This window comes from Arthrobacter sp. lap29, assembly GCF_032458965.1.
GTDB classification, from domain to species: Bacteria; Actinomycetota; Actinomycetes; order Actinomycetales; family Micrococcaceae; genus Specibacter; species Specibacter psychrochitiniphilus.
Genome location: NZ_JAUCEK010000011.1, coordinates 21519 through 45965, shown reverse-complemented (window position 1 = coordinate 45965; position 24447 = coordinate 21519). Strand labels below are relative to the sequence as shown.

Annotated in this window: 21 protein-coding genes; 11 read left to right on the top strand and 10 right to left on the bottom strand. The window is 62.2% G+C overall.

The features are described 5' to 3' along the window. Positions 1–9 precede the first annotated feature (9 nt). Entirely contained in the window at positions 10–1230 is a 1221-nt protein-coding gene (locus RY113_RS16545) for a THUMP-like domain-containing protein (RefSeq protein WP_110105605.1), read from the top strand. Between the two features lie 89 nt (positions 1231–1319). Here the strand turns inward: RY113_RS16545 and RY113_RS16540 are convergent, their stop codons facing one another. After that, positions 1320–2132, bottom strand: a complete 813-nt coding sequence (locus tag RY113_RS16540; RefSeq protein ID WP_315915473.1) for a shikimate 5-dehydrogenase — start codon at positions 2130–2132, stop codon at positions 1320–1322. A 98-nt stretch (positions 2133–2230) separates the two neighbouring features. On the opposite strand from RY113_RS16540, the gene RY113_RS16535 reads away from it, so the two are divergent. Then, positions 2231–3373 carry a glutamate--cysteine ligase gene (locus RY113_RS16535; protein ID WP_110105604.1) on the top strand — a complete coding sequence of 381 codons (1143 nt, stop codon included), beginning with the start codon at positions 2231–2233 and terminating at the stop codon, positions 3371–3373. Positions 3374–3521: 148 nt separating this feature from the next. Here RY113_RS16535 and RY113_RS16530 read toward each other — a convergent pair whose 3' ends face one another. After that, on the bottom strand, positions 3522–4187 hold the full coding sequence (locus RY113_RS16530) for a TetR/AcrR family transcriptional regulator (protein WP_315915471.1): 666 nt from the start codon (positions 4185–4187) through the stop codon (positions 3522–3524). A 174-nt stretch (positions 4188–4361) separates the two neighbouring features. Here RY113_RS16530 and RY113_RS16525 point away from each other — a divergent pair, with 174 nt between their 5' ends. The 6 genes from RY113_RS16525 (at position 4362) to RY113_RS16500 (ending at position 12513) form a co-directional block, all read left to right on the top strand. Further along, a complete protein-coding gene (locus RY113_RS16525) occupies positions 4362–7526 on the top strand; it encodes a glycoside hydrolase family 2 TIM barrel-domain containing protein (protein WP_315915470.1) in 3165 nt (1054 codons plus the stop codon). A 290-nt stretch (positions 7527–7816) separates the two neighbouring features. Beyond that, positions 7817–8575: a phosphatase PAP2 family protein gene (locus RY113_RS16520; RefSeq protein ID WP_315915469.1), complete on the top strand. Its 759-nt coding sequence runs from the start codon at positions 7817–7819 to the stop codon at positions 8573–8575. Between the two features lie 16 nt (positions 8576–8591). Further along, positions 8592–9341 (top strand): VTT domain-containing protein, encoded by a 750-nt coding sequence (locus RY113_RS16515; protein WP_315915468.1) that lies wholly within the window; start codon positions 8592–8594, stop codon positions 9339–9341. A 14-nt stretch (positions 9342–9355) separates the two neighbouring features. After that, positions 9356–10021, top strand: a complete 666-nt coding sequence (locus RY113_RS16510) for a response regulator transcription factor (RefSeq protein WP_245932097.1) — start codon at positions 9356–9358, stop codon at positions 10019–10021. Then, complete coding sequence (locus RY113_RS16505) at positions 10018–11070, top strand: HAMP domain-containing sensor histidine kinase (RefSeq protein ID WP_315915467.1); 1053 nt, start codon at positions 10018–10020, stop codon at positions 11068–11070. Before RY113_RS16510 ends, RY113_RS16505 begins: the two co-directional genes overlap by 4 nt. A gap of 150 nt (positions 11071–11220) precedes the next feature. Then, positions 11221–12513 (top strand): APC family permease, encoded by a 1293-nt coding sequence (locus tag RY113_RS16500; protein ID WP_315915466.1) that lies wholly within the window; start codon positions 11221–11223, stop codon positions 12511–12513. 9 nt (positions 12514–12522) lie between these two features. Here RY113_RS16500 and tsaD read toward each other — a convergent pair whose 3' ends face one another. The 6 genes from tsaD to RY113_RS16470 form a co-directional block, all read right to left on the bottom strand. Beyond that, positions 12523–13614 (bottom strand): tRNA (adenosine(37)-N6)-threonylcarbamoyltransferase complex transferase subunit TsaD, encoded by a 1092-nt coding sequence (tsaD, locus tag RY113_RS16495; protein WP_110105597.1) that lies wholly within the window; start codon positions 13612–13614, stop codon positions 12523–12525. Then, complete coding sequence (gene rimI, locus RY113_RS16490; protein ID WP_110105596.1) at positions 13611–14153, bottom strand: ribosomal protein S18-alanine N-acetyltransferase; 543 nt, start codon at positions 14151–14153, stop codon at positions 13611–13613. Before rimI ends, tsaD begins: the two co-directional genes overlap by 4 nt. Further along, on the bottom strand, positions 14153–14890 hold the full coding sequence (gene tsaB / locus RY113_RS16485; protein ID WP_315915465.1) for a tRNA (adenosine(37)-N6)-threonylcarbamoyltransferase complex dimerization subunit type 1 TsaB: 738 nt from the start codon (positions 14888–14890) through the stop codon (positions 14153–14155). Before tsaB ends, rimI begins: the two co-directional genes overlap by 1 nt. An 11-nt stretch (positions 14891–14901) precedes the next feature. Continuing rightward, positions 14902–15516, bottom strand: coding sequence for a tRNA (adenosine(37)-N6)-threonylcarbamoyltransferase complex ATPase subunit type 1 TsaE (gene tsaE, locus RY113_RS16480; RefSeq protein WP_315915464.1), 615 nt, complete (start codon positions 15514–15516; stop codon positions 14902–14904). Then, positions 15513–16763 (bottom strand): alanine racemase, encoded by a 1251-nt coding sequence (gene alr, locus RY113_RS16475; protein ID WP_315915463.1) that lies wholly within the window; start codon positions 16761–16763, stop codon positions 15513–15515. Before alr ends, tsaE begins: the two co-directional genes overlap by 4 nt. A gap of 95 nt (positions 16764–16858) precedes the next feature. Continuing rightward, on the bottom strand, positions 16859–17386 hold the full coding sequence (locus tag RY113_RS16470; protein ID WP_315915462.1) for a DUF427 domain-containing protein: 528 nt from the start codon (positions 17384–17386) through the stop codon (positions 16859–16861). Between the two features lie 255 nt (positions 17387–17641). Here RY113_RS16470 and mshA point away from each other — a divergent pair, with 255 nt between their 5' ends. The 3 genes from mshA (at position 17642) to RY113_RS16455 (ending at position 21930) form a co-directional block, all read left to right on the top strand. After that, on the top strand, positions 17642–18892 hold the full coding sequence (gene mshA, locus RY113_RS16465) for a D-inositol-3-phosphate glycosyltransferase (protein ID WP_315915461.1): 1251 nt from the start codon (positions 17642–17644) through the stop codon (positions 18890–18892). Positions 18893–19055: 163 nt separating this feature from the next. After that, positions 19056–20786 (top strand): glycoside hydrolase family 13 protein, encoded by a 1731-nt coding sequence (locus tag RY113_RS16460; protein ID WP_315915460.1) that lies wholly within the window; start codon positions 19056–19058, stop codon positions 20784–20786. A gap of 184 nt (positions 20787–20970) precedes the next feature. Beyond that, positions 20971–21930 (top strand): DUF559 domain-containing protein, encoded by a 960-nt coding sequence (locus RY113_RS16455; RefSeq protein ID WP_315915459.1) that lies wholly within the window; start codon positions 20971–20973, stop codon positions 21928–21930. 141 nt (positions 21931–22071) lie between these two features. On the opposite strand, the gene RY113_RS16450 is transcribed toward RY113_RS16455, so the two are convergent. Next, on the bottom strand, positions 22072–23151 hold the full coding sequence (locus RY113_RS16450; RefSeq protein ID WP_110105589.1) for an inositol-3-phosphate synthase: 1080 nt from the start codon (positions 23149–23151) through the stop codon (positions 22072–22074). 244 nt (positions 23152–23395) lie between these two features. Continuing rightward, positions 23396–24433: an L-glyceraldehyde 3-phosphate reductase gene (gene mgrA / locus RY113_RS16445; protein ID WP_315915458.1), complete on the bottom strand. Its 1038-nt coding sequence runs from the start codon at positions 24431–24433 to the stop codon at positions 23396–23398. Positions 24434–24447 lie beyond the last annotated feature (14 nt).

The following is a 24447-nucleotide window of genomic DNA, read 5'->3' as shown; positions in this document are numbered from 1 at the left end:
GCTTAACGCATGGCTCCCGATGCGATCTCCCCCCTGCTCACCGTTGAAGGGTGGGAGCTTTTATCCTCCTTGGGCCCTTACCGCGAGTCAGATTCCCTCAAACTCAACGAGTCACTGCGCAAGGCCGGGCACTCCCCCGAGTTGGTCGCAGCAGCTCTTACCCAAGCCCGGCTGCGGGCCAAGGCCGAGGCAAAGTTTGGCGAGTTCGCACACCAAATGCTGTTCACCCAGGCTGGCCTGGAGCAGGCCACCCGGCTGAGCATCGCAGCGCTGCATGCGCAGAGATTTACGGCTGCGGGCATCACCTCCGTGGCCGATCTGGGCTGCGGTTTGGGAGCCGATTCGCTCGCTATGGCAAGCCTGGACATCAAGGTCACTGCAGTGGAAATGGACGAGGTCACAACAGCCTGCGCCACCATCAACCTCATGCCGTTCCCGCACGCCACAGTGGTGTGCGGGCGCGCTGAGGATGTGTCCCTTGCCGGTGTGGAAGGCGTATGGCTGGACCCTGCCCGGCGCACCACCAGCACCTCTGGTACTACCCGACTTTTTGATCCGGAAGCTTTTTCCCCGCCCTTGTCCTTTGTGGAGTCGCTGGCAGACCGGGGGCTGGCCGTTGGTGTGAAGATGGGGCCCGGTATCCCGCATGAGGCCATTCCCAACACGGCCGAGGCTCAATGGATTTCGCTCAATGGCGACGTGGTGGAGGCCGGGCTCTACTTCAACCAGCTGGCCCGCCCCGGTGTTTGCCGCAGCGCCCTCGTGATTGGCAAGAACGGCAGCGCGGAACTGACAAGCGCCGTGAAATTTGATCCCGCAGGCCAGAACGTGGAGATTGGCCCCATTAGCGCTTACTTATATGAGCCAGATGGTGCCGTGATCCGTGCCGGACTCGTAGCCGATCTGGCACGGAGCATGGACGCCCATCTCCTTGATGAACACATCGCTTACCTGTCCTCTGATACACCGCTCAACACCCCGTTTGCCCGCCGATACAAGGTTCTTGAGGTCAAGCCGTTCAATGTGAAGGCGCTCAAAGCCTGGGTGAAAGCCAAGCGGATCGGTGTCTTGGATATCAAAAAGCGCGGAGTTTCTGTCACTCCCGAGGAACTGCGCCGCCAACTGCTGACAGGTTCTGGCAAGGGTCCCCATAAGGCCACACTGGTACTGACCCGTATTGGGGACGACAGGGTTGCCGTGGTGGTTGAACCCCACGACCTCCCCGCCTAACACCAACGCTCGGTTACATTCGGGCCGTTTTTCGCCAACGCTCCCTCAGAAATGGCGCGTTGTAGCCCAACCCTCTCGCAGAGCGAGGATTAGCTGCGGGAAAACTCCGAGGCTTCCCGGACCAGTTCCGGACTGGGACGAACCCCCGTGTACAGCACGAACTGCTCTTCCGCTTGGATGGCAATGACCTCGGCTCCGGTCATGACCTGCTTGCCCGCCGCTCGAGCTGCCCTAATGAGCGGCGTTTCGGCGGGAAGCGCGACGACGTCGAACACCACCTGCGCGGCTCTCACCGCCGCGTCCGCAAAGGATTGCACCGACTCCTGCGCACCCGCCATACCCAGGGGCGTGACGTTGATCAGCATCCCCGCCGTGGCGTCCCCCACCTCCGGCAACCAGGCAAAACCGTACAGCGCGGCAAGCGCTTGGCCACGGACTTCGTTGCGGGCCACAATGCTGACGTGAGCAAATCCGGCGTCGTACAGGGCAGCAGCTACAGCCTTAGCCATGCCTCCTGAACCTTGCAACAAAACAGTGCTCGCGGGATCGATTGCCCGGCTCTCCAGCAGCCGCGCAATGGCCAGGTAGTCGGTGTTGTAGGCGGTCAGGACACCCCCGGAATTCACGATGGTATTAACAGAATCAATGGCTGCGGCAGAGGCATCCATGACGTCAATGAGCGCAATAACATCTTCCTTGTACGGCATGGACACCGCAGCACCCCGAATGCCAAGCCCGCGAATGCCAGCAATGGCCTGAGCAAGATCAGTGGGGGCGAACGCCTTGTAAATAAAGTTCAACCCCAGAGCCTCGTAGAGGTAGTTGTGGAAGCGGGTGCCAATGTTGCTGGGCGTGGCGGCGAGCGAAATGCACAAGGTCATATCTTTGTTCAGGATGGGCATGTTCCCATTGTGGCGTAAATCCTGAACTACAATCAGAAGGCAGCAGGCACCCTTGCCGAATTGCATGAGAACTCCATCAGTGCCAAGGGGGCGCCGCAGTGAAGATTGATTTCGCCAAGTCAGAGCAGTCCACATTGGGCCTGGAATGGGAAATAGCGTTGGTTGATGCCACATCCGGCGAACTAACAGCCCGTGCAGATGACGTCTTTGCCAACATCTTGGCCGCCGATCCCGACGTCTGGCGCAATGGCGAACATCCTCACATCAAGGGTGAGATGCTGCAGAACACTGTTGAGTTGGTCACAGGCGTTTGCCACACAGTTGCTGAGGGAACCGAGGACTTGCGCCGTAACCTGAACATCTTGCGCGCAGCAGCGGACCCGCTGGGGCTGGAGTTACTTAGCTCCGGCACGCACCCGTTCAGTAATCCACGCACCCAAGCAGTCACCGACAAGGAACGCTACGCGAAGCTTGTTGACAGGACACAGTGGTGGGGCAGTCAAATGCTCATTTACGGCGTACATGTGCACGTGGGCCTGGATCATGTTTCCAAGGCCATGCCGGTTCTGGATGGGCTGGTCAACTATTTCCCGCACTTCCAAGCGCTGTCCGCATCCTCGCCGTATTGGAGCGGAGAAGACACCGGCTACGCCTCGCAGCGCGCGCTGATGTTCCAGCAGCTTCCCACGGCTGGCTTGCCCTTCCAGTTCCCCAATTGGGAGGCGTACGAATCCTACGTCCAGGACATGTTCACCACCGGTGTCATCGATGCCATGAATGAAATCCGCTGGGATATCCGCCCCGTTGCCGGCCTGGGCACCATTGAAATGCGTATTTGCGACGGCATGTCCACACTGGAAGAAATCGGCGCCGTGGCGGCCCTGACCCAGTGCCTGGTGGAGGACTTTTCAAATACCTTGAACGACGGCGGTACCATCCCCACCATGCCGCCGTGGCACATTCAAGAAAACAAGTGGCGAGCCGCCCGGTATGGCATGGACGCCATCATCATTTTGGACGCTGCAGGCAAAGAACAGCTTGTCACCGAAAACCTGGTTGAGTTGCTGAACAAGCTGGAGCCGGTGGCGGCGAAGTTGGGTTGTGCCGATGAGCTGGCCAGCGTTGAAAAAATCATTTCCGGTGGTGCCAGCTACCAGCGTCAGCGCCGCGTTGCGGCTGCCAATGGCGGGGAGTTGCGCGCTGTGGTGCGTGAACTCGTCGCAGAGATGGCCCGCAACTAAGGACGCTATCCCACCATTGGTGCCCTTTTCACGAACGCTATCCCGGCCCTGACCGCGATTTGGGATAGCGATCGCAAAAAACTCAGCCATTGTTGCGCTAGCGTCCGGGAATAATGCCCCAAAGGTGACAGAGCGTCCGGGCTAGAGGTTAGCCTTCCGGCACGACCACCAACTGCAGGTAGTCGCGCAGGCAGGCCGCCATGTCTATGCTTTCGGGCGCCATCAGCCATTGGGTCTGGATGCCGTCCCAGAGCGCAATAAGATTCGCCGCCGCCCGCGCCGGGTCCACGCCGTCCCGTAGCCGCCCCTGTCCTGCGAGCACTGAGAACTTTCGGGCATAGCCCCCGCGCAACCTCTCGTAACGCTCCGTGAAATAGCGAAGCCCCGGGTGGTTTTCTGTGAGGGACTCTGCGCACAGGACCGTATACAGCTCAATGACGCCGGGGATGGTTTCATTGAAACTGGCCTGGCGAATCACGGCGTCCACCAGTGCCTCTTCGGGCTCACGCGCCTCACCCAACCCTTCTGTGGAGCCCGAGCCGGGCACCGACACGGACCCCTGCCCGGACCCCGACCCCGAAATGCGGTCCCGCCAGTCCAGAACCGCCAGCAGTAGATCGCTCTTGGCCGGGAAGTAATGCAGCAGGCTGGTCTGGCTCATACCCACTTTGTCGGCGACATCCTGGAGGGATCCGCCCCGGTAACCATGTGCGGCAAAAACCTCATGGGCCGCCTTGACGATGCTCTCTTTGCGCTGTTTCGACTTGGCATAAGGACCACGTTTGGCGGACTTTACAACTGGGTTTGTGGTCATGATGAGTCAGCCTAGTGCACGTTTTTACCCGCCTGCAACGAAATTCGAGTGAGCACTCAATATTTGTGGTAGCTTTTCTTCAATCCCCATCCGGCCGCTGCCCATCACTTTCCTTGCCACGATGGCCCTGCAGCGTTTTGGGCACGGCGGCCTTAGCAAAGGATCAGTAAACTCATGACCCTCACCCCCACGGCCGCGGCCGACGTCTCCTACATCACCGATCAGGGCCCCGGCACCGGGCTGCGCGTGCCCGCCCGTTCCTGGCTGCACAGCGACGCACCCACCCTGTCCCTGAACGGGGACTGGCGTTTCCGCCTCCTGGCCGCGGCTCCCGGAACTCCCGGCGCATCCGCCCTGCCCAGTGGCGAAACCGTGGAAGGTATGGCCGGCGAATCGTATGACGACGCCGCCTGGGACACCATGGCAGTCCCCTCCCACTGGGTGCTTGGCCACGAGGGCAAATACGGCCTGCCCATCTACACCAACGTCCAATACCCCTTCCCCATCGACCCGCCCCACGTCCCCGACGCCAACCCCACCGGAGACTACCGCCGGCGCTTCGAGGTCCCCTCTGCCTGGTGTGAAAGTACGACGGCGGCACTTTCCTTGCGCTTTGACGGCGTGGAATCGCGGTACAAGGTGTGGGTGAACGGGCAGGAAATTGGGGTGGGCTCGGGCAGCCGGCTCGCCCAGGAGTTCGACGTCACCGCCGCAGTGCGCCCCGGCACCAACGTGCTGGTGGTCCGCGTGCACCAGTGGTCCGCCGCCAGCTATTTGGAGGACCAGGATCAGTGGTGGATGCCGGGGATCTTCCGTGACGTGAGCCTGCAGGCCCGTCCCGCTGGCGGGCTCACCGATGTGTGGCTGCGCACTGACTGGCACTGCGGCTCAGCGTCCTCCACAACAGGAGCCGCCATCCCAGCCGCCGGCACCGGCACCGGCACCGGCACCGGCACAATCACGGCAGAGATCACAGCAGATCCGGACGCCTACCCTGTAACGCTCACGGTGCCCGAGCTGGGATTGGAGGTGCGCTGGGAGTCACCCTCCGACGTCGTGCCTCTCACCGTGGAGAACGTGAACCCGTGGTCTGCGGAAGTACCCACACTCTATGGGGCAACGGTGTCCAGCGCGGCGGAAAGCATTGAGCTCTCACTGGGGTTCCGGACCGTGGAGATTGTGGGCGATCAATTCCTGGTGAACGGGCGCCGCGTGGTGTTCCATGGCATGAACCGCCACGAGACTCACCCTGACCGCGGCCGCGTGTTTAATGAAGCCGATGCCCGCGAAGACCTGGCCCTGATGAAGCGTTTCAACGTCAACGCGATCCGCACCAGCCACTACCCGCCGCACCCGCGCCTGCTGGATTTGGCGGACGAGATGGGTTTCTGGGTGATCCTGGAATGTGATCTGGAAACTCACGGCTTCCATGCCAACAACTGGGTGGAAAATCCCAGCGACGTCCCCGCCTGGCGTGATGCGTTTGTGGACCGGATGGAGCGCACCGTGGAGCGGGACAAAAACCACCCCTCCATCATCATGTGGTCCCTGGGCAACGAATCCGGCACGGGCGCGAACCTGGCAGCCATGGCGGCCTGGACGCACGCCCGTGACGCCTCCCGTCCGGTCCACTACGAAGGTGACTACACCGGCGCTTACACGGATGTGTACTCGCGCATGTACTCCTCCATCCCGGAAACGGATTCCATTGGCAGCAACGATTCCAACGCACTGCTGCTGGGCTGCAACGCCGTGGAATCGGCCCGGCAACGCACCAAGCCATTCCTGCTGTGCGAGTACGTCCACGCCATGGGCAACGGCCCGGGCGCCATGGACCAGTATGAGGCGCTCGTGGATAAATACCCACGCCTGCACGGTGGTTTCGTGTGGGAGTGGCGCGATCACGGCATCCGCACCAAAACCAAAACTGGCACTGGCACTGGCACTGGCACTGGCACTGAGTTTTACGCCTACGGAGGCGATTTCGGCGAGGTGATCCATGACGGGAACTTCGTCATGGACGGCATGATCCTCTCCGATTCCACACCCACCCCCGCATTGTACGAATACAAGCAGATCGTCTCCCCCATCCGGCTCTCCCTTGTGTTTTCCGGCGGGGCCCCGGATGGCGGGGTTCCGGTGCTGACGGTGGCGAACCTGCGGCACACAGCGGATGCGGCGGATATCGTACTGCGCTGGCGGGTGGAGCACGACGGCGTTCTGGCCGGCTCCGGTGAATTGGCTGCGGACGGCGCCAACGGCCCGCTGATCGCCGGGGAATCTGCCACCTTTACGCTCGCCGCGGCGCCCGCACCGCACGGGGAAAGCTGGCTGACCGTGGAGGCGGTGCTGGCAGAGGCTACCGAATGGGCACCCGCCGGGCACTCGCTCTCGGCAACCCAGCTGGATCTTTCAGCACGCCAGAGCCCCTCGCGCGCGCCCCGCCCCACCAACCCCGTGGCTGGCACGGCTCCCGTCACTGTGGGTGCTGCAACGTTCCAGTCCGGCTCTCTCGTTGCGCTGGCAGGCCTGGGTGTTGCCGGTCCCCGTCTCGAGCTTTTCAGGGCACCCACGGACAATGACAAGGGTGCAGGTTTTGGCATCTACGGCCCGGAGGATCCGTGGCTTAATAGCGGCCGGGGCGTGCCGGCGCCATCGTCTGAGACGGTGTGGTTGCAGGCCGGTTTGGACAGGTTGACCCGGCGGGTGGAGAACGTCTCTGCCCTGCCAGACGGGGTTCGCGTGCGCACCCGCTATGCGGCCGCCGACGGTTTCAACAATGTGGCCGTGGAGGAGAACTGGCAGCGTTGCGGGGATGAGCTGTGGCTGCGTCTGGATATCACCCCCAGCGCTGGCTGGGACACGGTGTGGCCACGCATTGGTGTCCGGTTGGATCTGCCGGCGGACGTGGACGGCGCCACCTGGTTTGGTGCTGGCCCACGCGAATCCTACCCTGACAGCATGCAGGCCACAGTGGTGGGCCGGCACAGCGGCAGCTTGGAAGAGCTCAACGTCCCGTACGCCCGCCCGCAGGAAACCGGGCATCACAGCGACGTGCGCTGGCTTGAACTTTCGCGCAACGGGACTCCGTGGCTGCGCATTGATGCCGAGCCCGACTCCGCAGGACGGCTGCCAGGGTTCACACTCTCACGGCACACAGCCCAGCAAATTGCTGCTGCCAACCACCCGCATGAACTCCCGGCCCAGACCCACAGTCATCTGTACTTGGACGCCGCCCAGCACGGGCTCGGTTCGCGTGCTTGCGGTCCTGATGTGTGGCCGGAGTTCGCCCTTCGCCCAGAGTCGCGGACCCTGGTGTTGAAGTTCACGCAGCCCTAGCCGCCCGCCCTCCAGACGCTCTCCCATCTATGGGCCGTATTTCACGACGCTATCGCAGCAACGGTCAACTTTTGCCGAACCTTATCGCACTCCTCATCAGGGGATTGCGATATCGTTCGCGAAATTCCAGCCATTGCTGCGATAGCGTCTGTGGTTAACGCCCCGGAGGTGGGAGAGCGTCTTGGTGGTGGGCCGGTTCTTAGTAAATTCTTGGAACCCACGGACAAGAATAGAAGTATGCTTCTATCCGCTATGAACCGTAGATTGCCATGACAGGACGTTCAGTCGGGATGAGCCCAGAACGAGTCAGTGTCTGGCTCACGCCCCGTACGTATCTGGCCATACTGCCGCAGCCGCGCCTGTGGGGATTGTGGGTGCTGTTCCTCTCAGTTTCCGTACTCGCCTTGGGCTTCTTCGTCGTTGCCACTCCCAGTTTTAGCTCGGAAGAGTTCGGGATCGATCAGGAGCTGAGCCGCAGCCACACGGGCTTCCTCACCGCCGTCGCCATGATCCTGAATATAGCGTTTTCGCCGGTTGGCGGAGTGCTGATAATCGCACTGGTTTGTTTGCTCCTGTTACTGGTGCGCCGAGCCCCCATCGATGCCCTTGCCTTTGGAGGTGTGGCTGCCTCAGGGTGGCTTTCGAGCCAGTTTTTCAAGGTCATAATTGAACGGCAACGGCCAAACCCCGCCCTGCTTTTTGATCCTTTGGCACCGGAAACCGGATCCAACAGCTTCCCCAGCGGGCACGTAGCGCTGGCAGTCGGACTAGCGTGGGCGTTCTTTTTCCTCCTGCTGCGAAGCCCTTGGTCGCGAACCCTGTGGGCGCGTGTGGCTGCACTATGCGCTGTTCTTGTTCCCCTGGTGGTGGCTTGGTCACGGATATACGTGGGTGTCCACTACCCCACAGATGTGCTCGCATCATTCCTTGCTGCGAGCGCCGGCGTGCTGCTGTTCGTAGGGATCTGGAACCGGTTCCTGCCGCGGCTTGTTCCCGGGTCTACTGTTAATTCAGCAGCTTCCCCGCATTCCACCCGCCCGAACTCCTGATCGAGGCACTATTTTGTTGTCATTGCCGCTAGCCGTTTCGCTCTTTCATGGCGCGCTCCCCCAAGGCCTGCATCCCACTGGGCTATTCTCCGTTATGGATCCGGCCTCACTGCTGGCTGGGTTGGGCCCGGCCACGCTCGCCGTCGTAGCCTTGATGGTTTTCATTGAATCAGGGCTGCTGTTCCCCTTCCTGCCAGGAGACTCACTGCTCTTCACCGCGGGCCTGCTGCATCAGCAGCTCAATTTGTCCTTGCCTGTTCTGATAGGCGTGGTGGTGCTTGCGGCCGTGGCTGGAGACCAAGTGGGCTACATGCTGGGGCGCAAGTTTGGGCGGCGCTGGTTCAAGGATGACGCCCGCATCCTCAAAAGCAAGTATCTGGCGGAGACGGAAGAGTTCTTTGCCAAACGTGGCGGCTGGGCCATTGTTCTGGCCCGTTTTGTGCCCGTGGTCCGGACCTACGCCCCACTGGTGGCAGGGGTGGCGAATTACAACTACCGGAAATTTACTCTGTGGAACATCGCCGGTGCCGTGGGCTGGGCCGGGTCCATCACTTTACTTGGCACGTGGCTTGGCCACTACGAGATCATTGCCCGGAACATTGACGTCATCGCCATTGCCCTAGTCCTGGCCTCGGTGCTGCCCGCCGCCATCAGCATGCTGGCCAAGCGCCACGCTGCACGCAAGGCAGCAGGCACCGCTGTAGCCAGCACCGAAGTAGCAGGGCCCCTGGAGGATGCCCTGCCGGAAACCCCCACCAACGGATAACATCCAGTATGGACATGGAAGAATTGCCCCGGCTCCTGCTGGTGGAAGATGACCCAGTTCTGGGCCCGCTGATCGCCGAACTGCTAGCCCAGGAGTACCACGTCCACATCGCCGCCGACGGGCAGCGAGGTCTCCATCTGGCCCTCACCGGGCACTGGGACGCCATGGTCGTTGACCGGGGGCTGCCTGGTATGGATGGAATTGATCTGGTGGCTGCGCTGCGCAGCAAAGGGGTGGGCACCCCGGCCATCATTTTGACGGCGCGGGGCAGCACGGTGGAGAAAATAGCAGGGCTCGACGCCGGAGCTAACGACTACATGAGCAAACCCTTTGACGCCGGTGAGCTCCGGGCGCGGCTGCGTGCCGTGACCCGCAGCTTCGCGCCCTCCACCGGGCAGTTGGCCGTGGGTGACTGGCTTTTCGATCCCGCTACCCGTTCCTTGCGTTCAAGCTACGGCGAGGTGGTGGGACTCAGCGGCAAGGAAAGTGACTTCCTTGCCCTGCTGGCTGGCAACCCGGATAAGGTATTTACCCGCCAGGAATTGTTGGCGGAGCTGTTCCATCCCGACGATTCCCAAAGCGTCATCGACACCTACGTGCACTACCTGCGCAAGAAGGTCTCCAAGTCCGCGGTCCGCACCGTTCACGGCCTGGGTTATCAGATTGGCGAGGGCACATGAGACTCTCCGTGCGGCGCCGCCGCCTGCGCCCACCATCAGCCCTTTCCGCTGCCGATTCGCCCCAGCTGCGCCGCGCCGCCGTGACGGTGGGTCTGCGCATTGCCGCCGCCATTGCACTCTTGGTGGTGGCCGTCATGGTTGCCGCGGCACTGTTCATGCTTTATCTTTCCGATCACCCGGATTTCCATGCCGCCGACACTGCCACGCGGGTCTACGTGGAAACCGACGACATGCTTCAGGCCATGGCCGTCGCGGGGGTTGCCGGGATTGTGGCAGCGGGGGCCATTGGCTGGTTGAGCGCCCGCAGCGCTATTCGCCCGTTGGGCCGCGCCCTGGAACTGCAGCGCCATTTTGTCCAGGATGCCAGCCACGAGTTGCGTACGCCCCTGACAATTCTCGACGCCCGCATCCAGCTGGCAGAGGCCAAGGTAGATGCGGGCAGCGACGCGGCCCGGCTGCTGGCGCAGGTACGTCAGGATACGGCCGCGCTCTCAGCCACGGTCCAGGAGCTGCTGCTCGCCGCCACGGCAGAAGCAGATGAGCAGGGCGAACCCTTGGATATTGTCCCTGAGGTGGAGGCGGTGGTGGCCAGCCTGCAGGATCTGGCCGCTGCCCGGAGCATCCGCCTCCAATCCATCCATAATCCGTCCACACGGGATCAAGCCCCGCAGATTCAAGCCCGGTACGACGGCGCTCCCCTGGTCCGCATCGCACCCAACAGTTTGCGCCGGGCTGTCCTTGGGCTGGTCGAGAACGCCATGAATCATACTCCGGAGGGCGGAACCATCACCGTGGACACCAGCTGGCAGGGGCGCACCGTGGTGCTCACCGTTTCTGACACCGGCACCGGGATCACCGGGATCGAACCGGAACGGGTGTTTGACCGCTTCGCCCACAGCAGCACCCCGTTAGAAGGTGGGCGGCGCAGCTTTGGGTTGGGGTTGGCGCTGGTCCGGGAGATTGCCAGCGCTGCGGGTGGTTCCATTGAGGTCACCTCAACGGGCCCGCAGGGAACCACTTTTGAACTCTCGCTCCCGGCCGCCCACTAACCCAACCACACACACCCCCAACGCTCGGTTACATTCGGGGGTTAAAAACACAACGCTCGGTTAGAAACCAACCGAGCGTTCATCCGCTGTTCATTCAGGTGGACTAGCCTTCAGAGTTGACGTATTTGGGCTACGAAGGGAATCAAGCATATGAGCGGCACCCCGGGGCTCTCACGCAGGCTGGGCACCATGGACGCAGTGGTGATTGGGCTGGGTTCGATGATGGGTGCAGGGGTCTTCGCCGCCTTCACACCGGCAGCTCAGGCCGCCGGCTCTGGGCTGCTGATTGGACTCGCAGTGGCCGCTGGCGTTGCCTATTGCAATGCCACCTCATCAGCTCAACTGGCCGCCACCTATCCCACCTCTGGCGGCACCTACATGTACGGGCGCAAACTGCTGGGTCCGTGGCCCGGTTTTCTGGCTGGCTGGGGGTTCGTGATCGGCAAGACCGCCAGCAGTGCAGCCATGGCCATGACGTTTGCCGCCTACGCCGCTCCGCCGGGCTGGGAGCGTCCGGTGGCGATGGCCGCCGTGGCCCTGTTGGTGGCGGTGAATTACCGGGGCATCACCCGTACCGCGGCGCTGGCCCGAATAATTGTGGTGACGGTGCTGTTGGCCTTGGCCATTGCCGTGGCTGCGGTGTGGACAGGCTTGGGTGAGGGCGGTGCCGGGCTGCTGTCCAGCGAAGGCCTGGCCGGCAGCGGACTACTGGCTCACGGCTGGTATGGCATTTTGCAATCGGCTGGGCTGTTGTTCTTCGCCTTTGCCGGATACGCCCGGATTGCCACTCTTGGGGAGGAAGTCAGGGACCCTCGGCGCACTATTCCCCGTGCCATCCTGATCTCCCTGGCCATCGCTGCCGCAATTTACGCCTGCCTTGGAATCACGCTTCTTGTAGCTTTGGGGCCCGACGGCGTGGCCGGCACCTCCGCGCCGCTGGCCGCCGCCGTGGCCGCCGGAAGCTGGGGATGGGCGGCCCCCGTGGTGCAGGTGGGTGCCGCATTGGCATCCTTGGGTGCGCTGCTGGCGCTGATTGCCGGTGTGGGCCGCACGACTATGGCGATGGCGCGCGAGGATGACTTGCCGCGCTGGTTGTCAGCAGTGCATCCGAAGTTTCAGGTGCCACACCGCGCCGAGCTGGCCTTGGGTGTAGCAGTGGTGGTGATCATTGCTGTGGCGGATCTGCGCGGCGCCATTGCCTTCTCATCCTTTGGCGTGCTGCTGTACTACCTTGTGGCAAATCTGGCAGCATTCACCCAGACGGGGACGGACCGCCGCTACCCCCGATTCCTGCAGTTACTAGGAGCCGGTGCCTGCGTTTTGCTGGTTGCTACACTGCCTGTCCAGGCGGTGATGGCGGGTCTGGCCATGTTTGCGGTGGGCGCCCTCTACCGCGTGATCCGGCAGCGAACACTTCACCAGCACCGTACGGCTAGAGGCTAGAGCCAGTGGCTAGAGGCTGATGGTGGTTACTGGCAAGGAGGAATCGGTAGCGAAGGCTAGATCGCTCGGGGCCACCCCGTTCATGACCAGTTGCGCGCCGAGGGCCGCAACCATGGCCCCGTTGTCGGTACACAGTGACAATGAAGGCACCAGTAGGGTGATGCCTGCGGCTAAGCAGCGCTGCCCTGCGAGTTCGCGAAGCCGCGAATTTGCGGCCACTCCACCACCCAACAACAAGGTGGTGACGCCCTGTTCCCTGCAGGCCAGCACGGCCTTGGCGGTAATGACATCCAGCACAGCTTCCTGGAACGATGCCGCAATGTCAGCCACTGGCACTTCCTCCCCGCGGGCTTCGTAGCCCTCAACACAGCGGGCAACGGCCGTCTTGAGGCCAGAGAAGGAAAAGTCGTAGCGATGCGGGCCTGGAGCCTCCGCCGTGCCCATGTATTTGGGCATGGTCAGCCCGCGTGGGAAACGAATCGCTTTCGCGTTGCCTTCCCGCGCCAACTTATCAATGGCTGGCCCGCCCGGGTAGCTCAGCCCCAACAGCCGGGCCACCTTATCAAAAGCCTCCCCGGCGGCGTCATCAATGGTGGCACCGAGCAGTTGCACATCGGAGGCGATGCTGCGCACCCGCAGGATCTCGGTATGTCCGCCGGAAACCAAAAGGGCGCCAAGATTCTCCGGCAAGGCCCCGCCGTCGTACTGGGCTGCGATGGATTTATCCAGCAGGCCCACACCCACATGCGCCACCAGATGGTTGATGGCGTACAGCGGTTTGCCGGTGGCCAGGGCCAGTGCCTTCGCCGCACTGACGCCCACCATGAGCGCACCGGCCAGGCCGGGCCCGGTCGTGACGGCGATCGCGTCCACCTCCTCGAGGGTGACCCCGGCATCGGAAAGGGCCGCAGCCAAGGTAGGAACAAAGGCGTCCAGATGTGCGCGGGAGGCGATCTCCGGGATGACCCCACCAAAGCGCACGTGCTCATCCATCGAGGAGGAGACCGTGTTGGTGAGCAGTTCCGTGCCACGCACCAGGCCCACGCCGGTCTCGTCACAGGAGGATTCAATACCCAGGATCAGCGGGTTGGCCTGGTTCATGACAGGTCCTTCTCAGTAGTTTTTTCGGTGTGCCCGGAAGCCAGTTGCAGGCGCATAATCAGCCCGTCCGAGCCGTCACGGTAGTACTTGCGCCGCGTGTGAATGTGTTCAAAGCCGTAGCGGGCGTACAGCTTTTGGGCGCGCGGGTTGGTGGAGCTGACCTCCAGCATAATGTCCTCTGCACCACGGCGAACGGCCTCAGCAATCAGCTCATCCAGCATGGCCCGTGCAATGCCACGCCCCTCATATTCGGCCAACACCCCGATGGTTTGGATATCGCCAATGGGCGGCACACACATCAGCCCGGCATAACCGGCGGCCCGCATTTTTTCCCCAGGCACGGCCCCGGATGGCAGCTCCGCGATGATGTACCGCCGGGTTTCTGGCTGGGAAAGTTCCGCCACAAACATCTCCCGCGGCCAGGAATCCACCCCGAACAGCATCTTGTCCAAGGCCGTGATGGCGTCAATATCGGTAGCCACCATGTCCCGCAGAACGGCCGGGGAACTGTCCGGATCCGAGCCGGTATTTTTCCTCATCACAGTGCCCGTTTCCGGGGGCCGGGAACCTTGGCGTCGGATTCGCGCAGGTAGAGCGGGGTGGAATCGAGCAGGCCCGCACCCTCCAGCGAACCGGCGGCGGTGATCTTGCGGATAGCGGCCCGGCCCAGTTCCAGCGCTGTGGGCTGGGCGTGGGCGAGGGGCGCATGGACGGTGCAGCGGTTGCCAACCAGGACCTCCTCATAGAGCCCGGCTCCGGCACCAAACACGGGCACGCCGAAAATATCGGCGGCCGGCCCCACATGCGGACCGTCCAGCAAATGAGCACCGGCACTGTACTTGGCCCAATACACTTCCTTGCGCCGGGCATCCGTGGCGATGACAAAATCACCCATCGCCAACGGGCCCAGCGCGCGTCCGGCGCTGTCCTTCTTGGGCGTGTCAAAAACTTGCTGAGCCAGCGCGTCAAGGCTCATCATCCCGTGCAGCGGCACGCCCCAGGTGAAGCTGAGCGTGCGGGCCATGGCGATGCCGGAGCGCAGCCCGGTGAAGGGGCCAGGCCCCGTGCCCACAATGATCGCGTCCAGGGCGGGGCCTTCGCCGACAGGGTCGGTGAACAGGGACTTCACCCCGGGCGCCAGTTCCTCGGCCTGGCTGCGGGTGTCAACCGTGGCAAAGTTCGCCACTAACTCCGCTGTCTTGACCGGGTCCTGCGGGTCAAAGTCGAGGAGGGCGGCGCTGGCAATGGCCGAGGTGTCAATGGTCAGAATTCGCACGTAGTTCTCATCTATTCTGTTGTGGTCATGGGCTGGCCGAGCACGGAGAAGTCAATGCCTTCCCAGCGCGGCCCGATGGCGCTCAAGCGCAAGGTGCGGGGTTCGTCGTCGTCCTCGTCGGCATCGAAACTGCCGGCGAACAGCGCATCAAGGTCCACGCTGGCGTCGTCGGCATCCAACGTTTCCGGTATTCCGGATGCAGCAGCCGTATCCCCGCCCACTGCACGCACGAGTTCAATTTCTAGCCGGCTGGCTGCGAGGTGCTCCACCCTATCCACCCCCCATTCAACTACGGTTACAGAGTCATCCATGGTCCGTTCCAAGTCAATGTCATCGATCTCGCCCGGCGTGGCCAGACGGTACGCGTCCACGTGGACCAAGTCCGGACCGCCGGGGTTGTGACCGTCGGGCCGGTTCGGGTGGATGCGTACCAGGACGAAGGTGGGTGAAATGATGCCTTCCCGCACGCCCAGACTGCGGCCCAGGCCTTGGGTAAACGTGGTTTTCCCTGCTCCGAGTTCGCCGCTGAGGATGATCAAATCACCGGCCTTTAACAGTTTGGCAAGGTGTGCGGCCAGTAGCTGGGTTTGTTCGGGCCCGCTGGTGAGAAATTCCCAGGCATTCACAGGCCCGCCCCTGACTCGGCGATGCTGGCTGTAGCGATCTCTCCGGCTGCAGTCTCATCCGCCCCGCCCACATAGCGCCGTGGCACGCGCGGACTGATACGGGTAATGAGCTCGTAGTTGATGGTCCCGGCTGCTGCCGCCCACTGCTCAACCAGAGGTCCGCCACCGTTCCCGTTGCCAAAAAGCTCGGCAGTAGCTCCGAGTAAAGAGCCCGGAACTGACGCCTCGGCGAAGCGGTCCCGAGCACCCGGACCCAGATCGATAACCATTTGGTCCATGGCAATGCGCCCCACCACGGGGTAGGTCACCCCGTTGACCCGGACCGGCCCACCTGTGGCGATCCGGGGGATGCCATCGGCGTAGCCCAGTGGAATAAGGCCCAAGGTGGTGGGCTCCGCCGTGACGTAATTCAGTCCGTAGGAGATTCCTTGCCCGGCAGGGACGTCCTTGCACGAGGCGATCTGGGTGGCCAGCGTCATGGCCGGTTCCAACCCCAGTTGCGCGGAGGTGCGGTCCGGGAACGGGGAGAGTCCGTACACGCCCAGACCCACCCTGACCAGATCGAAGTGTGTGTCGGGGCGGGAGAGAGTGGCCGCAGTATTGGCGATGTGGCGCACCTCAAGCTGCGCACCAGCAGCTTCCAAAATGGCAATGGCGGTGCAAAAGCATTGAAGTTGCTGATCCGTTTCGGGGCGTGCGGGTTCATCGGCAACGGCCAGATGGCTGAACACGCCCACCACGCGCAGCACTCCCTCAGCTTGGTATGCCATGGCCGCGCCAACAAATCCCGGCCAGTTCGCCAACGTGCTGCCGTTACGGCCCAGACCCGTGTCAATCTTTAGGTGAATCCGTGCGGGCCGCCCCAACGTGCGGGCTGCGCTAACAATGTGTTCCAGTTCCCAGCCGGAGCAGCCCAGATCAATGTTTTGTGCAATAGCGGCCGCGAAATCCGTGTCAGGGGTATGCAACCAAGCCAAAATCGGCACGGTCAAGCCGGCGGCACGCAGTGCCAGCGCCTCTGAAACGTGGGCCGTGCCCAGCCACTGCACCCCAGCAGCCACTGCTGTGCGGGCCACTTGGAGGGCGCCGTGTCCGTAGGCGTCGGCCTTGACCACCGCCATGAATTGGGCCGGTGCGCAGGCCTGACGCAGGTGACGAATATTGTTGGCGATCGCGGACAGGTCAATGATGGCTTGCCGTTCCAGACCGTGATTCGGTGCGGGAACTGGCACAACGGATGAGCTCACCCACCCATTTTAGCCCCCCTTGCACCCACACGCTGGGCCACACTGCCGGGCCCGCTGCGCACGCGCGTCAGTCTGGGGCAAACTCTAGAAAGAGCTCACCAGCCGGAGGTGCCTGGCCCGCCCTTGAACGGACCAACTATCTGCGGGGTGATCCAGCCTCCGTAGAAGTCTCCTTCTTGGAAGGTGACCTGTTCACCGTTTACCTCGCAGGAATCCATATGACTGGGGTAGAGGGCCACGCGGGTACACAGAGCCTCGTAGCCCGGAGCGGGCTCCGGGTAGGTCCACCCTGCACGGGGAACGCGGGATGTGCCGGCGACCACGTCAAAGTAGTGGGCCTCGCCCTTGAACTCACAAAAACTGGTGCCCTCAACGGGAAGGAGCACACCGTCCGGGAACGCCTTCAGCGGCAAGTAGTAGACGGGCGGATGGCTCGTCTCCAGAACACGCACAGCATCGGTGGTATCGGCAATCACCTGACCACCAAGACGCACAACAACACGCTCCGATACCGGTTCGACCCTTGGCGGCCGAGGGTAGCCCCACACCGATTCTTGACCGGCCGTGGGCCTGATCGGTTGGGGACGTCGGACGTGATTGGAGAAACCATGGGCAGCATTCATGCCTCGATGCTGCCATCCTCAGCTGGGATGCTACTGGGAATGCCAAGGAGGTCTTGGTTGCCACGGGTTTAGTGGGCAGGGGCGGTGCGGGCATGCGGTGACTCCCCGGCGTCGGAGGTGTGGCCCTGAACCAGCCCTTCAGCCGTTCTCTCAGCCAAGGAGCTCACGGGCGGCACACGGCGCTAGGAACCGCGCGCAGGCAGTGGGAAGATGAGTACAGTATCCACATCCGCCACACACGCCAGAAGGAAGTACATGCATCAGGTTCGCCGCGTCGCGATGCTATCCCTGCACACCTCCCCGCTGGAGCAGCCCGGTGGCGGGGACGCTGGCGGGATGAATGTGTACGTGCGGCATCTGGCGCTTCAGCTGGCAGCAGCAGGGGTGAGCGTGGATATTTACACTCGGCGCACCACGGCCGAACAGCCGGATACCGTGATGCTGGCCCCGCACGTAAGCGTTCACCACATCACGGCCGGCCCGTTCGCCAACGTCTCAAAGGAGACTCTGCCGGAGCTGGTCACAGAGATGGCCGACGCCGTCGCCGATCATGTCACTTCCCTCCCGGGGGAGCCCACCAACGCCATCCATTCACATTATTGGGTTTCGGGAATGGCCGGGATCCTGGTGGCCAAGCGTCTGGACCTGCCGCTGGTTCATACCATGCACACCATGGCACGGGTCAAGAACCATTACCTCCCCCCGGGCCAGAGCGCCGAACCGGGCATCCGTGAGGACGGTGAGCAGCACATTGTGGCTGCGGCCACGCGCCTGGTCGCCAATACTACGGCCGAAGCTGCCGAGCTTGAGCGCCACTACGACGGCTGTGAACAGCGCATTGACATTGTGTCCCCCGGCGTGGACTTAAAGGTTTTCAAACCAGCCTTCCGCGACCGTTCCCGCCAAGAACTGGGGATTGCCCCCGAGCGCTTCCATGTAGTCTTCGCCGGACGCATGCAGCGTTTGAAGGGCCCGCACGTGCTGGTCAAAGCGGCCGCCATCCTGCGTGCTGAGCGTCCGGACATTGAACTGCAGATCTCATTTTTGGGTGCTCGCAGCGGTCATGATAAGTATGATCTTCCCACCATGATTGACGACGCCGGACTCTCCAGTGTTGCTGCCATCCACCCTCCCGTCGGGGCGGCCGAGTTAGCCGATTGGTACCGCAGCGCGGACGTGGTGGCGGTCCCCTCCTCCAGCGAGTCATTTGGCCTGGTTGCGTTGGAGGCCCAGGCCTGTGGCACCCCTGTCATCGCTACGAATGTGGGCGGGCTGCCTCGAGCCGTCAGCGATGGGCGCACAGGGCTACTTATTGAGGGCAGATCACCGAAATTGTGGGCCGATGCCATCGCCTCGCTTCACGACTTCCCCGGTACGCGGGCGGACATGGGCCGGGCTGCCTCCGTGTTCGCCGAGGCGTACGGCTGGGAAAACACTGCCGCACAGACTATCCAAAGCTACGATTTAGCACTAACGTACCAATACCTCATCCCGCCAGGCTGCTAGCTTCCCCCTCACACCTCTCTCATCCCAACCCTCCCGCAGCTTCGGGGTTTGGAGCACACCAGCCTTTGCCTCCTCCCTCATGGATATGGCACCGTTGCTGTTGATCTGCGTTTTCTCCCAGCGCTGGGACATCTCCGTCCGTCATGAGAGGATCCATCAAATAATGACTTTTCCCAATTCACCCGATGCCGCCCCCTTCAGCCCCGATGCCAACTGGTGGCGCCAAGCCGCGGTGTACCAAATTTATCCGCGCAGCTTCTCCGATCACAACGGTGACGGCATGGGCGATCTGCCCGGTGTCACCGCCCGTATGGGCTACCTTTCGGCATTGGGCATTGACGCGATCTGGCTCAGCCCGTTCTACCCGTCCGCCTTGGCCGATGGCGGCTATGACGTTGATGATTACCGCAACGTCGATCCCCGGCTCGGCTCCTTGGACGACTTTGATGCCATGGTCTCAGCGGCCCATGCCGCGAATATTAAGGTCATAGTAGATGTGGTCCCCAACCATTCCTCCAACCATCACGGATGGTTCAAAGACGCCCTCGCCGCAGCGCCGGGCTCGCCAGAGCGCGCCCGCTACCAGTTCTTTGACGGGTTGGGAGAAAACGGTGAGTTGCCGCCGTCGGACTGGCCTTCCCACTTTGGCGGGCCCGCCTGGACCCGTGTGGTGGAGGCTGCCAGCCCCAATGCCGGCCAACTGGGCCAGTGGTACCTGCACTTGTTCGCCACCGAGCAGCCCGATTTCAACTGGGACCACCCGGAGGTGCGTGAGGACTTCCACACCACCTTGCGTTTCTGGGCGGACCGGGGCGTGGACGGCTTCCGTGTGGACGTGGCGCACGGGCTGGCGAAGGATATGTCACTGCCGTTACGGTCCAAACCGGAGCTGGAAATCCTTGTCAGTGACGGCTCTGATCCGCTCTTTGACCGCGACGCCGTGCATGAAATCTTCGAAGGCTGGCGCACCGTTCTCAATGAATACACTCCGCCCAAGGCTGCCGTGGCCGAGGCCTGGGTGCCGTTCACGGAGCGTCGCCTGAAGTATGCGCGCCCCAGCGAGTTGGGCCAGGCGTTCAACTTTGATCTGTTGCAGGCGCACTTTGATGGCGTGGAGTTCCGTGCCATTGCGCAGAAGTGCCTCGTTGAGGCTGCGGCCTCCGGCGCCTCCTCCACCTGGGTGTTCTCCAACCACGACGTCATCCGCCATGCTTCCCGCTACGCCTTCCCGGATGAGAGCACGCTGGCGGATCTGGAATCGTGGTTGATGGCCGACGGCGTCACTCCCGTTACTGATCAGGCGCGCGGTTTGCGCCGGGCCAGGGCCGCGACGCTGTTCATGCTGGGGCTGCCCGGCTCCGCCTACCTGTATCAGGGTGAGGAACTGGGACTGTTCGAGGTGGCGGACCTTCCGCATGACTCGTTGCAAGACCCCACCTGGTTCCGTACGGGCCACCAGGTCAAGGGCCGCGACGGTTGCCGCGTGCCGCTGCCGTGGACGCCCACCGGGGAAAACTTCGGTTTCGGCGGCACGCCGTGGCTGCCACAGCCGGCCGGGTTCGGCGCGCTAGCAGCCAGCGTCCAAGACGGTGTGCCGGGTTCCACGCTGGAAATGTACCGTGCCGCGCTGAAGTTGCGGCGCGAGCTGCAGTGCGAAGAGAGCCTGGAATGGCTCAGCGCACCCGAATCAGAGGTGGTGCACTACCGCCGGCCCAACGGCTGGGAGGTGCTCACCAACTTTGCCGCGGTGCCTGCAGTGTTGCCGCCCGGCGTCGAGCTTGCCAGGGTTGCGATCAGTTCCGGCGAGTCGGTAGTAGCGGATGAAGGTGCTACTGGCGCGGGAATTTCGGCGGGAACAATCCCGGCAGAAACCACCCTATGGCTCGCCCCCTAACCCTCCACCCACCGACGCTATCCCACCAATGGTGCATTTCTCCTGGACGCTCTCCCACCAATGGGTGGTTTTAGCGGGACGCTCTCCCACTTCTGTTTGGCATCTTTTACTCGCCAACCAGAAGTGGGAGAGCGCCTGTGGATAACTTTGCACGCAGGTTCCGTTTCAAGACCACAATATATTCATGGAGCCTCAACCAGCACCCCTCATCCCTGAGCGCCCATTCACTGTTGGTGAGGCGCAGTCCCGAGGTCTGCCCCGGCAGCGGCTGCGCGGCAAGGAAGTGGAAGGCGTCAGTTACGGCATCTACCGTCCAGCTGGCTGGAATTTCGAGTTGAAGGAAGCGGCACGGGCCCTGTGCGCAGCCTCGCCAGGCGCGTGGATCTCCCATTCGACGGCGGCACGGTTGCATCAGCTCATCTTGCCGCCCTGGCTTGGCGACTCCAACGACCTGCACATCAGCCGCCCACGGCATACTTCAGGGGTTCGGCGCAGGGGCATCCATGCGCACAAGATGACGGCATTTCCTGACGAAACCGAGCTCGACGGAGAACTGCGCCTTAGCACCCGAGCCCGCACTTGGCTGGACATGGCGCGGGTGCTCTCGCTAGCGGATTTAGTGTGCATGGGCGACCAGCTCGTGCGCATTCCCCGAGCCATATTTGAGGACCGTGAGGAGCCCTACGCCACCCTTGCATCCTTGCGGGCCATACTTGATAGGCACCGAAACTTGCAAGGAATTGTCCGCGCAAGGGATGCACTCGAGCTGGTGCGGGTGGGCTCCGATTCCGGCCCTGAAACACTTTTGCGGTTGGCCATGATCAACGCCGGACTGCCCGAACCCGATCTGCAGATCAAGCTCTGGGACCGCGATGACGCACCCTCTGCCGATGCCGGCTATCGTGATCGTCGCATTGCCTTACAGTATGACGGCGCCCATCACCTTGATGAGGTCCAGCGCCACAGCGACAGGCGGCGGGACAGAGCTTTCAGAGACGCTGGTTGGACAGTCCTGGTGTTCACACAGGAGGATGTGGCCGATGGGTTTGAATCCGCAACGGTCCTTATCAAGCGTGCTTTGCGGACCGCTTGGACTGACCCCTCCATCGAATCCGGATTTTCCTCGGGCCAGCGCAAAGCCTAGCTACGCGGCATACAGACACCCTGAGCTGATCCCAAAACAGAACGCCCCCTCACAATGAGAGAGCGTTCTGTTTTATCCAACTATTGGTGGGATAGCGTCTAGAAAAAACACACCAAAGGTGAGATAGCGTCGGTAGTGGGGCTAGATTTCGCCTCGGATGAAGGCTTCTACCTTTTCGTGGGCGATGTCGTCGGCGTACTGCTCCGGCGGGGACTTCATGAAGTAGCTCGAAGCCGAGAGGATCGGTCCGCCAATGCCGCGGTCCAGAGCGATCTTGGCTGCACGGATGGCGTCGATGATGACACCGGCCGAGTTGGGAGAGTCCCACACTTCAAGCTTGTACTCCAGCGAAACCGGGGCGTCACCGAAGTTGCGGCCTTCGAGACGGACAAAAGCCCACTTGCGGTCATCGAGCCAGGCCACGTAGTCCGACGGCCCAATGTGGACGTCGTCTTCACTGAGCACAGCTGAGGTGTTGGAGGTGACAGCTTGGGTCTTGGAGATCTTCTTGGACTCAAGGCGCTCACGCTCAAGCATGTTCTTGAAGTCCATGTTGCCGCCAACGTTGAGCTGGTAGGTGCGGTCCAGAACCACGCCGCGGTCTTCGAAGAGCTTAGCCATGACACGGTGCGTGATGGTTGCACCAATCTGGGACTTGATGTCATCGCCAACAATCGGCACACCGGCTGCAGTGAACTTATCGGCCCACTCCTTGGTACCTGCAATGAACACGGGCAGGGCATTGACAAAAGCTACGCCAGCGTCAATGGCGCACTGTGCATAAAATTTGGCAGCAGCATCAGAGCCAACCGGCAAGTAGCAAACCAAAACGTCAACCTTGGAGGCCTTCAGCTCGGCCACCACGTCAACCGCTTCGGCGTCAGATTCAACGATCGTTTCGCGGTAGTACTTACCCAGACCATCAAGAGTGGTCCCGCGCAGGACAGGAACGTCCAGGTGGGGGACATCGGCAATCTTGATGGTGTTGTTCTCACTGGCACCAATGGCCTCAGAGAGATCCAGACCGACTTTTTTGCTGTCAACGTCAAATGCTGCCACGAAATGCACGTCATTGACGTGGTACTGGCCGAACTCAACGTGCATCAGGCCCGGAACCTTCACACTGGCATCAGCGTTCTGGTAGTACTGGACACCCTGCACCAAGGACGCGGCACAGTTGCCGACGCCTACGATGGCAACCCGAATAGGATGATTGGACACGGAACTCCTTCATAAAAACTCAAACGGGCCCGGCTGTCACTTCTTGCGGTGAGGGGTCGACGCACGTCTTCACGGTTGACATAAAGACACGACGCACGGCTGTTTCGACCGGACCTGGCGCCCCAACGGCGCCCTTAACCATACTAGTCAACACTTGTTGCCCCGATTTTGTTCCCTCGGGGCAACAATGTCTCGTTGATTTGTCACACAAGCATGCCTTCGCCAGGAAAGCGTGCTGATTTTGCTACTTCTGCGCCCACCTGTTGATATCAGATTCGACGGCGAACTCATCGATCGCTGCCAGCTCCTCGTCAGTGAAGTCAAGGTTGTCAACGGCGGCAACGGTGTTTTCCAACTGCTTGACACTGGAAGCGCCCACCAGCGCCGAGGTGACCGAACTGCCCTTGCTTTGTTCGCGCAGAATCCAGGCAATGGCCATCTGCGCCAGCGACTGATCCCGCCCGGCAGCAATATCATTGAGTCCGCGCACTCTGGCCATTTTTTCTTCCGTCAGGTCATTGTGAGAGAGGAAGTGCTCCTTGGCGGCGCGTGAATCTGCCGGCACACCCAGGAGGTACCTATCCGTCAACATGCCCTGGGCCAGAGGCGAGAAGGCAATGGAGCCGGCCCCCACGGACTCGAGCGCTTCATAGAGGTTCGGCTCGCCGTTCTCCGTCCAACGGTTCAGCATCGAGTAGGAGGGCTGGTGAATGAGCAGCGGGGTGCCCATTTCCTTCAGGATCCGGGCAGCTTCGAGAGTCTGCGCCGGGGTGTAAGACGAAATGCCTGCATACAGTGCCTTGCCCGAACGCACGGCGTAATCAAGGGCGCCCATGGTTTCTTCCATGGGGGTGTCCGGGTCGGGGCGGTGGCTGTAGAAGATGTCCACGTAGTCAAGGCCCATCCGCGAGAGCGACTGATCCAGGCTGGAGAGCAGGGACTTGCGTGAGCCCCATTCCCCGTACGGGCCCGGCCACATGAGATAGCCGGCCTTGGTGGAGATGACCAATTCGTCGCGGTACGCGCCCAGGCCCTCCTTCAGGTGGCGGCCAAAGTTCGTCTCGGCACTGCCCGCTGGCGGACCATAGTTGTTGGCCAGGTCAAAGTGGTTGACACCCAGGTCAAAGGCGCGGCGCAGGATATCGCGCTGCTCCTGGAACGGCTTGTCGTCGCCAAAATTGTGCCACAGGCCCAAGGAGATGGCGGGCAATTTCAGGCCACTGAGCCCAACTCGGCGGTAGGGCATGGATTCATAACGGTTTTCCTCGGCGTGATAAGTCATACCAGCAATCTTGC

Bases quoted from the DNA above. Each gene is read 5' to 3' on its own strand.
- RY113_RS16545 (WP_110105605.1), top strand. From the start codon at position 10: ATGGCTCCCGATGCGATCTCCCCCCTGCTCACCGTTGAAGGGTGGGAG.
- RY113_RS16540 (WP_315915473.1), bottom strand. From the start codon at position 2,132: ATGCCCATCCTGAACAAAGATATGACCTTGTGCATTTCGCTCGCCGCC.
- RY113_RS16530 (WP_315915471.1), bottom strand. From the start codon at position 4,187: ATGACCACAAACCCAGTTGTAAAGTCCGCCAAACGTGGTCCTTATGCC.
- RY113_RS16525 (WP_315915470.1), top strand. From the start codon at position 4,362: ATGACCCTCACCCCCACGGCCGCGGCCGACGTCTCCTACATCACCGAT.
- RY113_RS16520 (WP_315915469.1), top strand. From the start codon at position 7,817: ATGAGCCCAGAACGAGTCAGTGTCTGGCTCACGCCCCGTACGTATCTG.
- RY113_RS16510 (WP_245932097.1), top strand. From the start codon at position 9,356: ATGGAAGAATTGCCCCGGCTCCTGCTGGTGGAAGATGACCCAGTTCTG.
- RY113_RS16505 (WP_315915467.1), top strand. From the start codon at position 10,018: ATGAGACTCTCCGTGCGGCGCCGCCGCCTGCGCCCACCATCAGCCCTT.
- RY113_RS16500 (WP_315915466.1), top strand. From the start codon at position 11,221: ATGAGCGGCACCCCGGGGCTCTCACGCAGGCTGGGCACCATGGACGCA.
- tsaD (WP_110105597.1), bottom strand. From the start codon at position 13,614: ATGAACCAGGCCAACCCGCTGATCCTGGGTATTGAATCCTCCTGTGAC.
- rimI (WP_110105596.1), bottom strand. From the start codon at position 14,153: ATGAGGAAAAATACCGGCTCGGATCCGGACAGTTCCCCGGCCGTTCTG.
- RY113_RS16470 (WP_315915462.1), bottom strand. From the start codon at position 17,386: ATGAATGCTGCCCATGGTTTCTCCAATCACGTCCGACGTCCCCAACCG.
- mshA (WP_315915461.1), top strand. From the start codon at position 17,642: ATGCATCAGGTTCGCCGCGTCGCGATGCTATCCCTGCACACCTCCCCG.
- RY113_RS16460 (WP_315915460.1), top strand. From the start codon at position 19,056: ATGACTTTTCCCAATTCACCCGATGCCGCCCCCTTCAGCCCCGATGCC.
- RY113_RS16455 (WP_315915459.1), top strand. From the start codon at position 20,971: ATGGAGCCTCAACCAGCACCCCTCATCCCTGAGCGCCCATTCACTGTT.
- mgrA (WP_315915458.1), bottom strand. From the start codon at position 24,433: ATGACTTATCACGCCGAGGAAAACCGTTATGAATCCATGCCCTACCGC.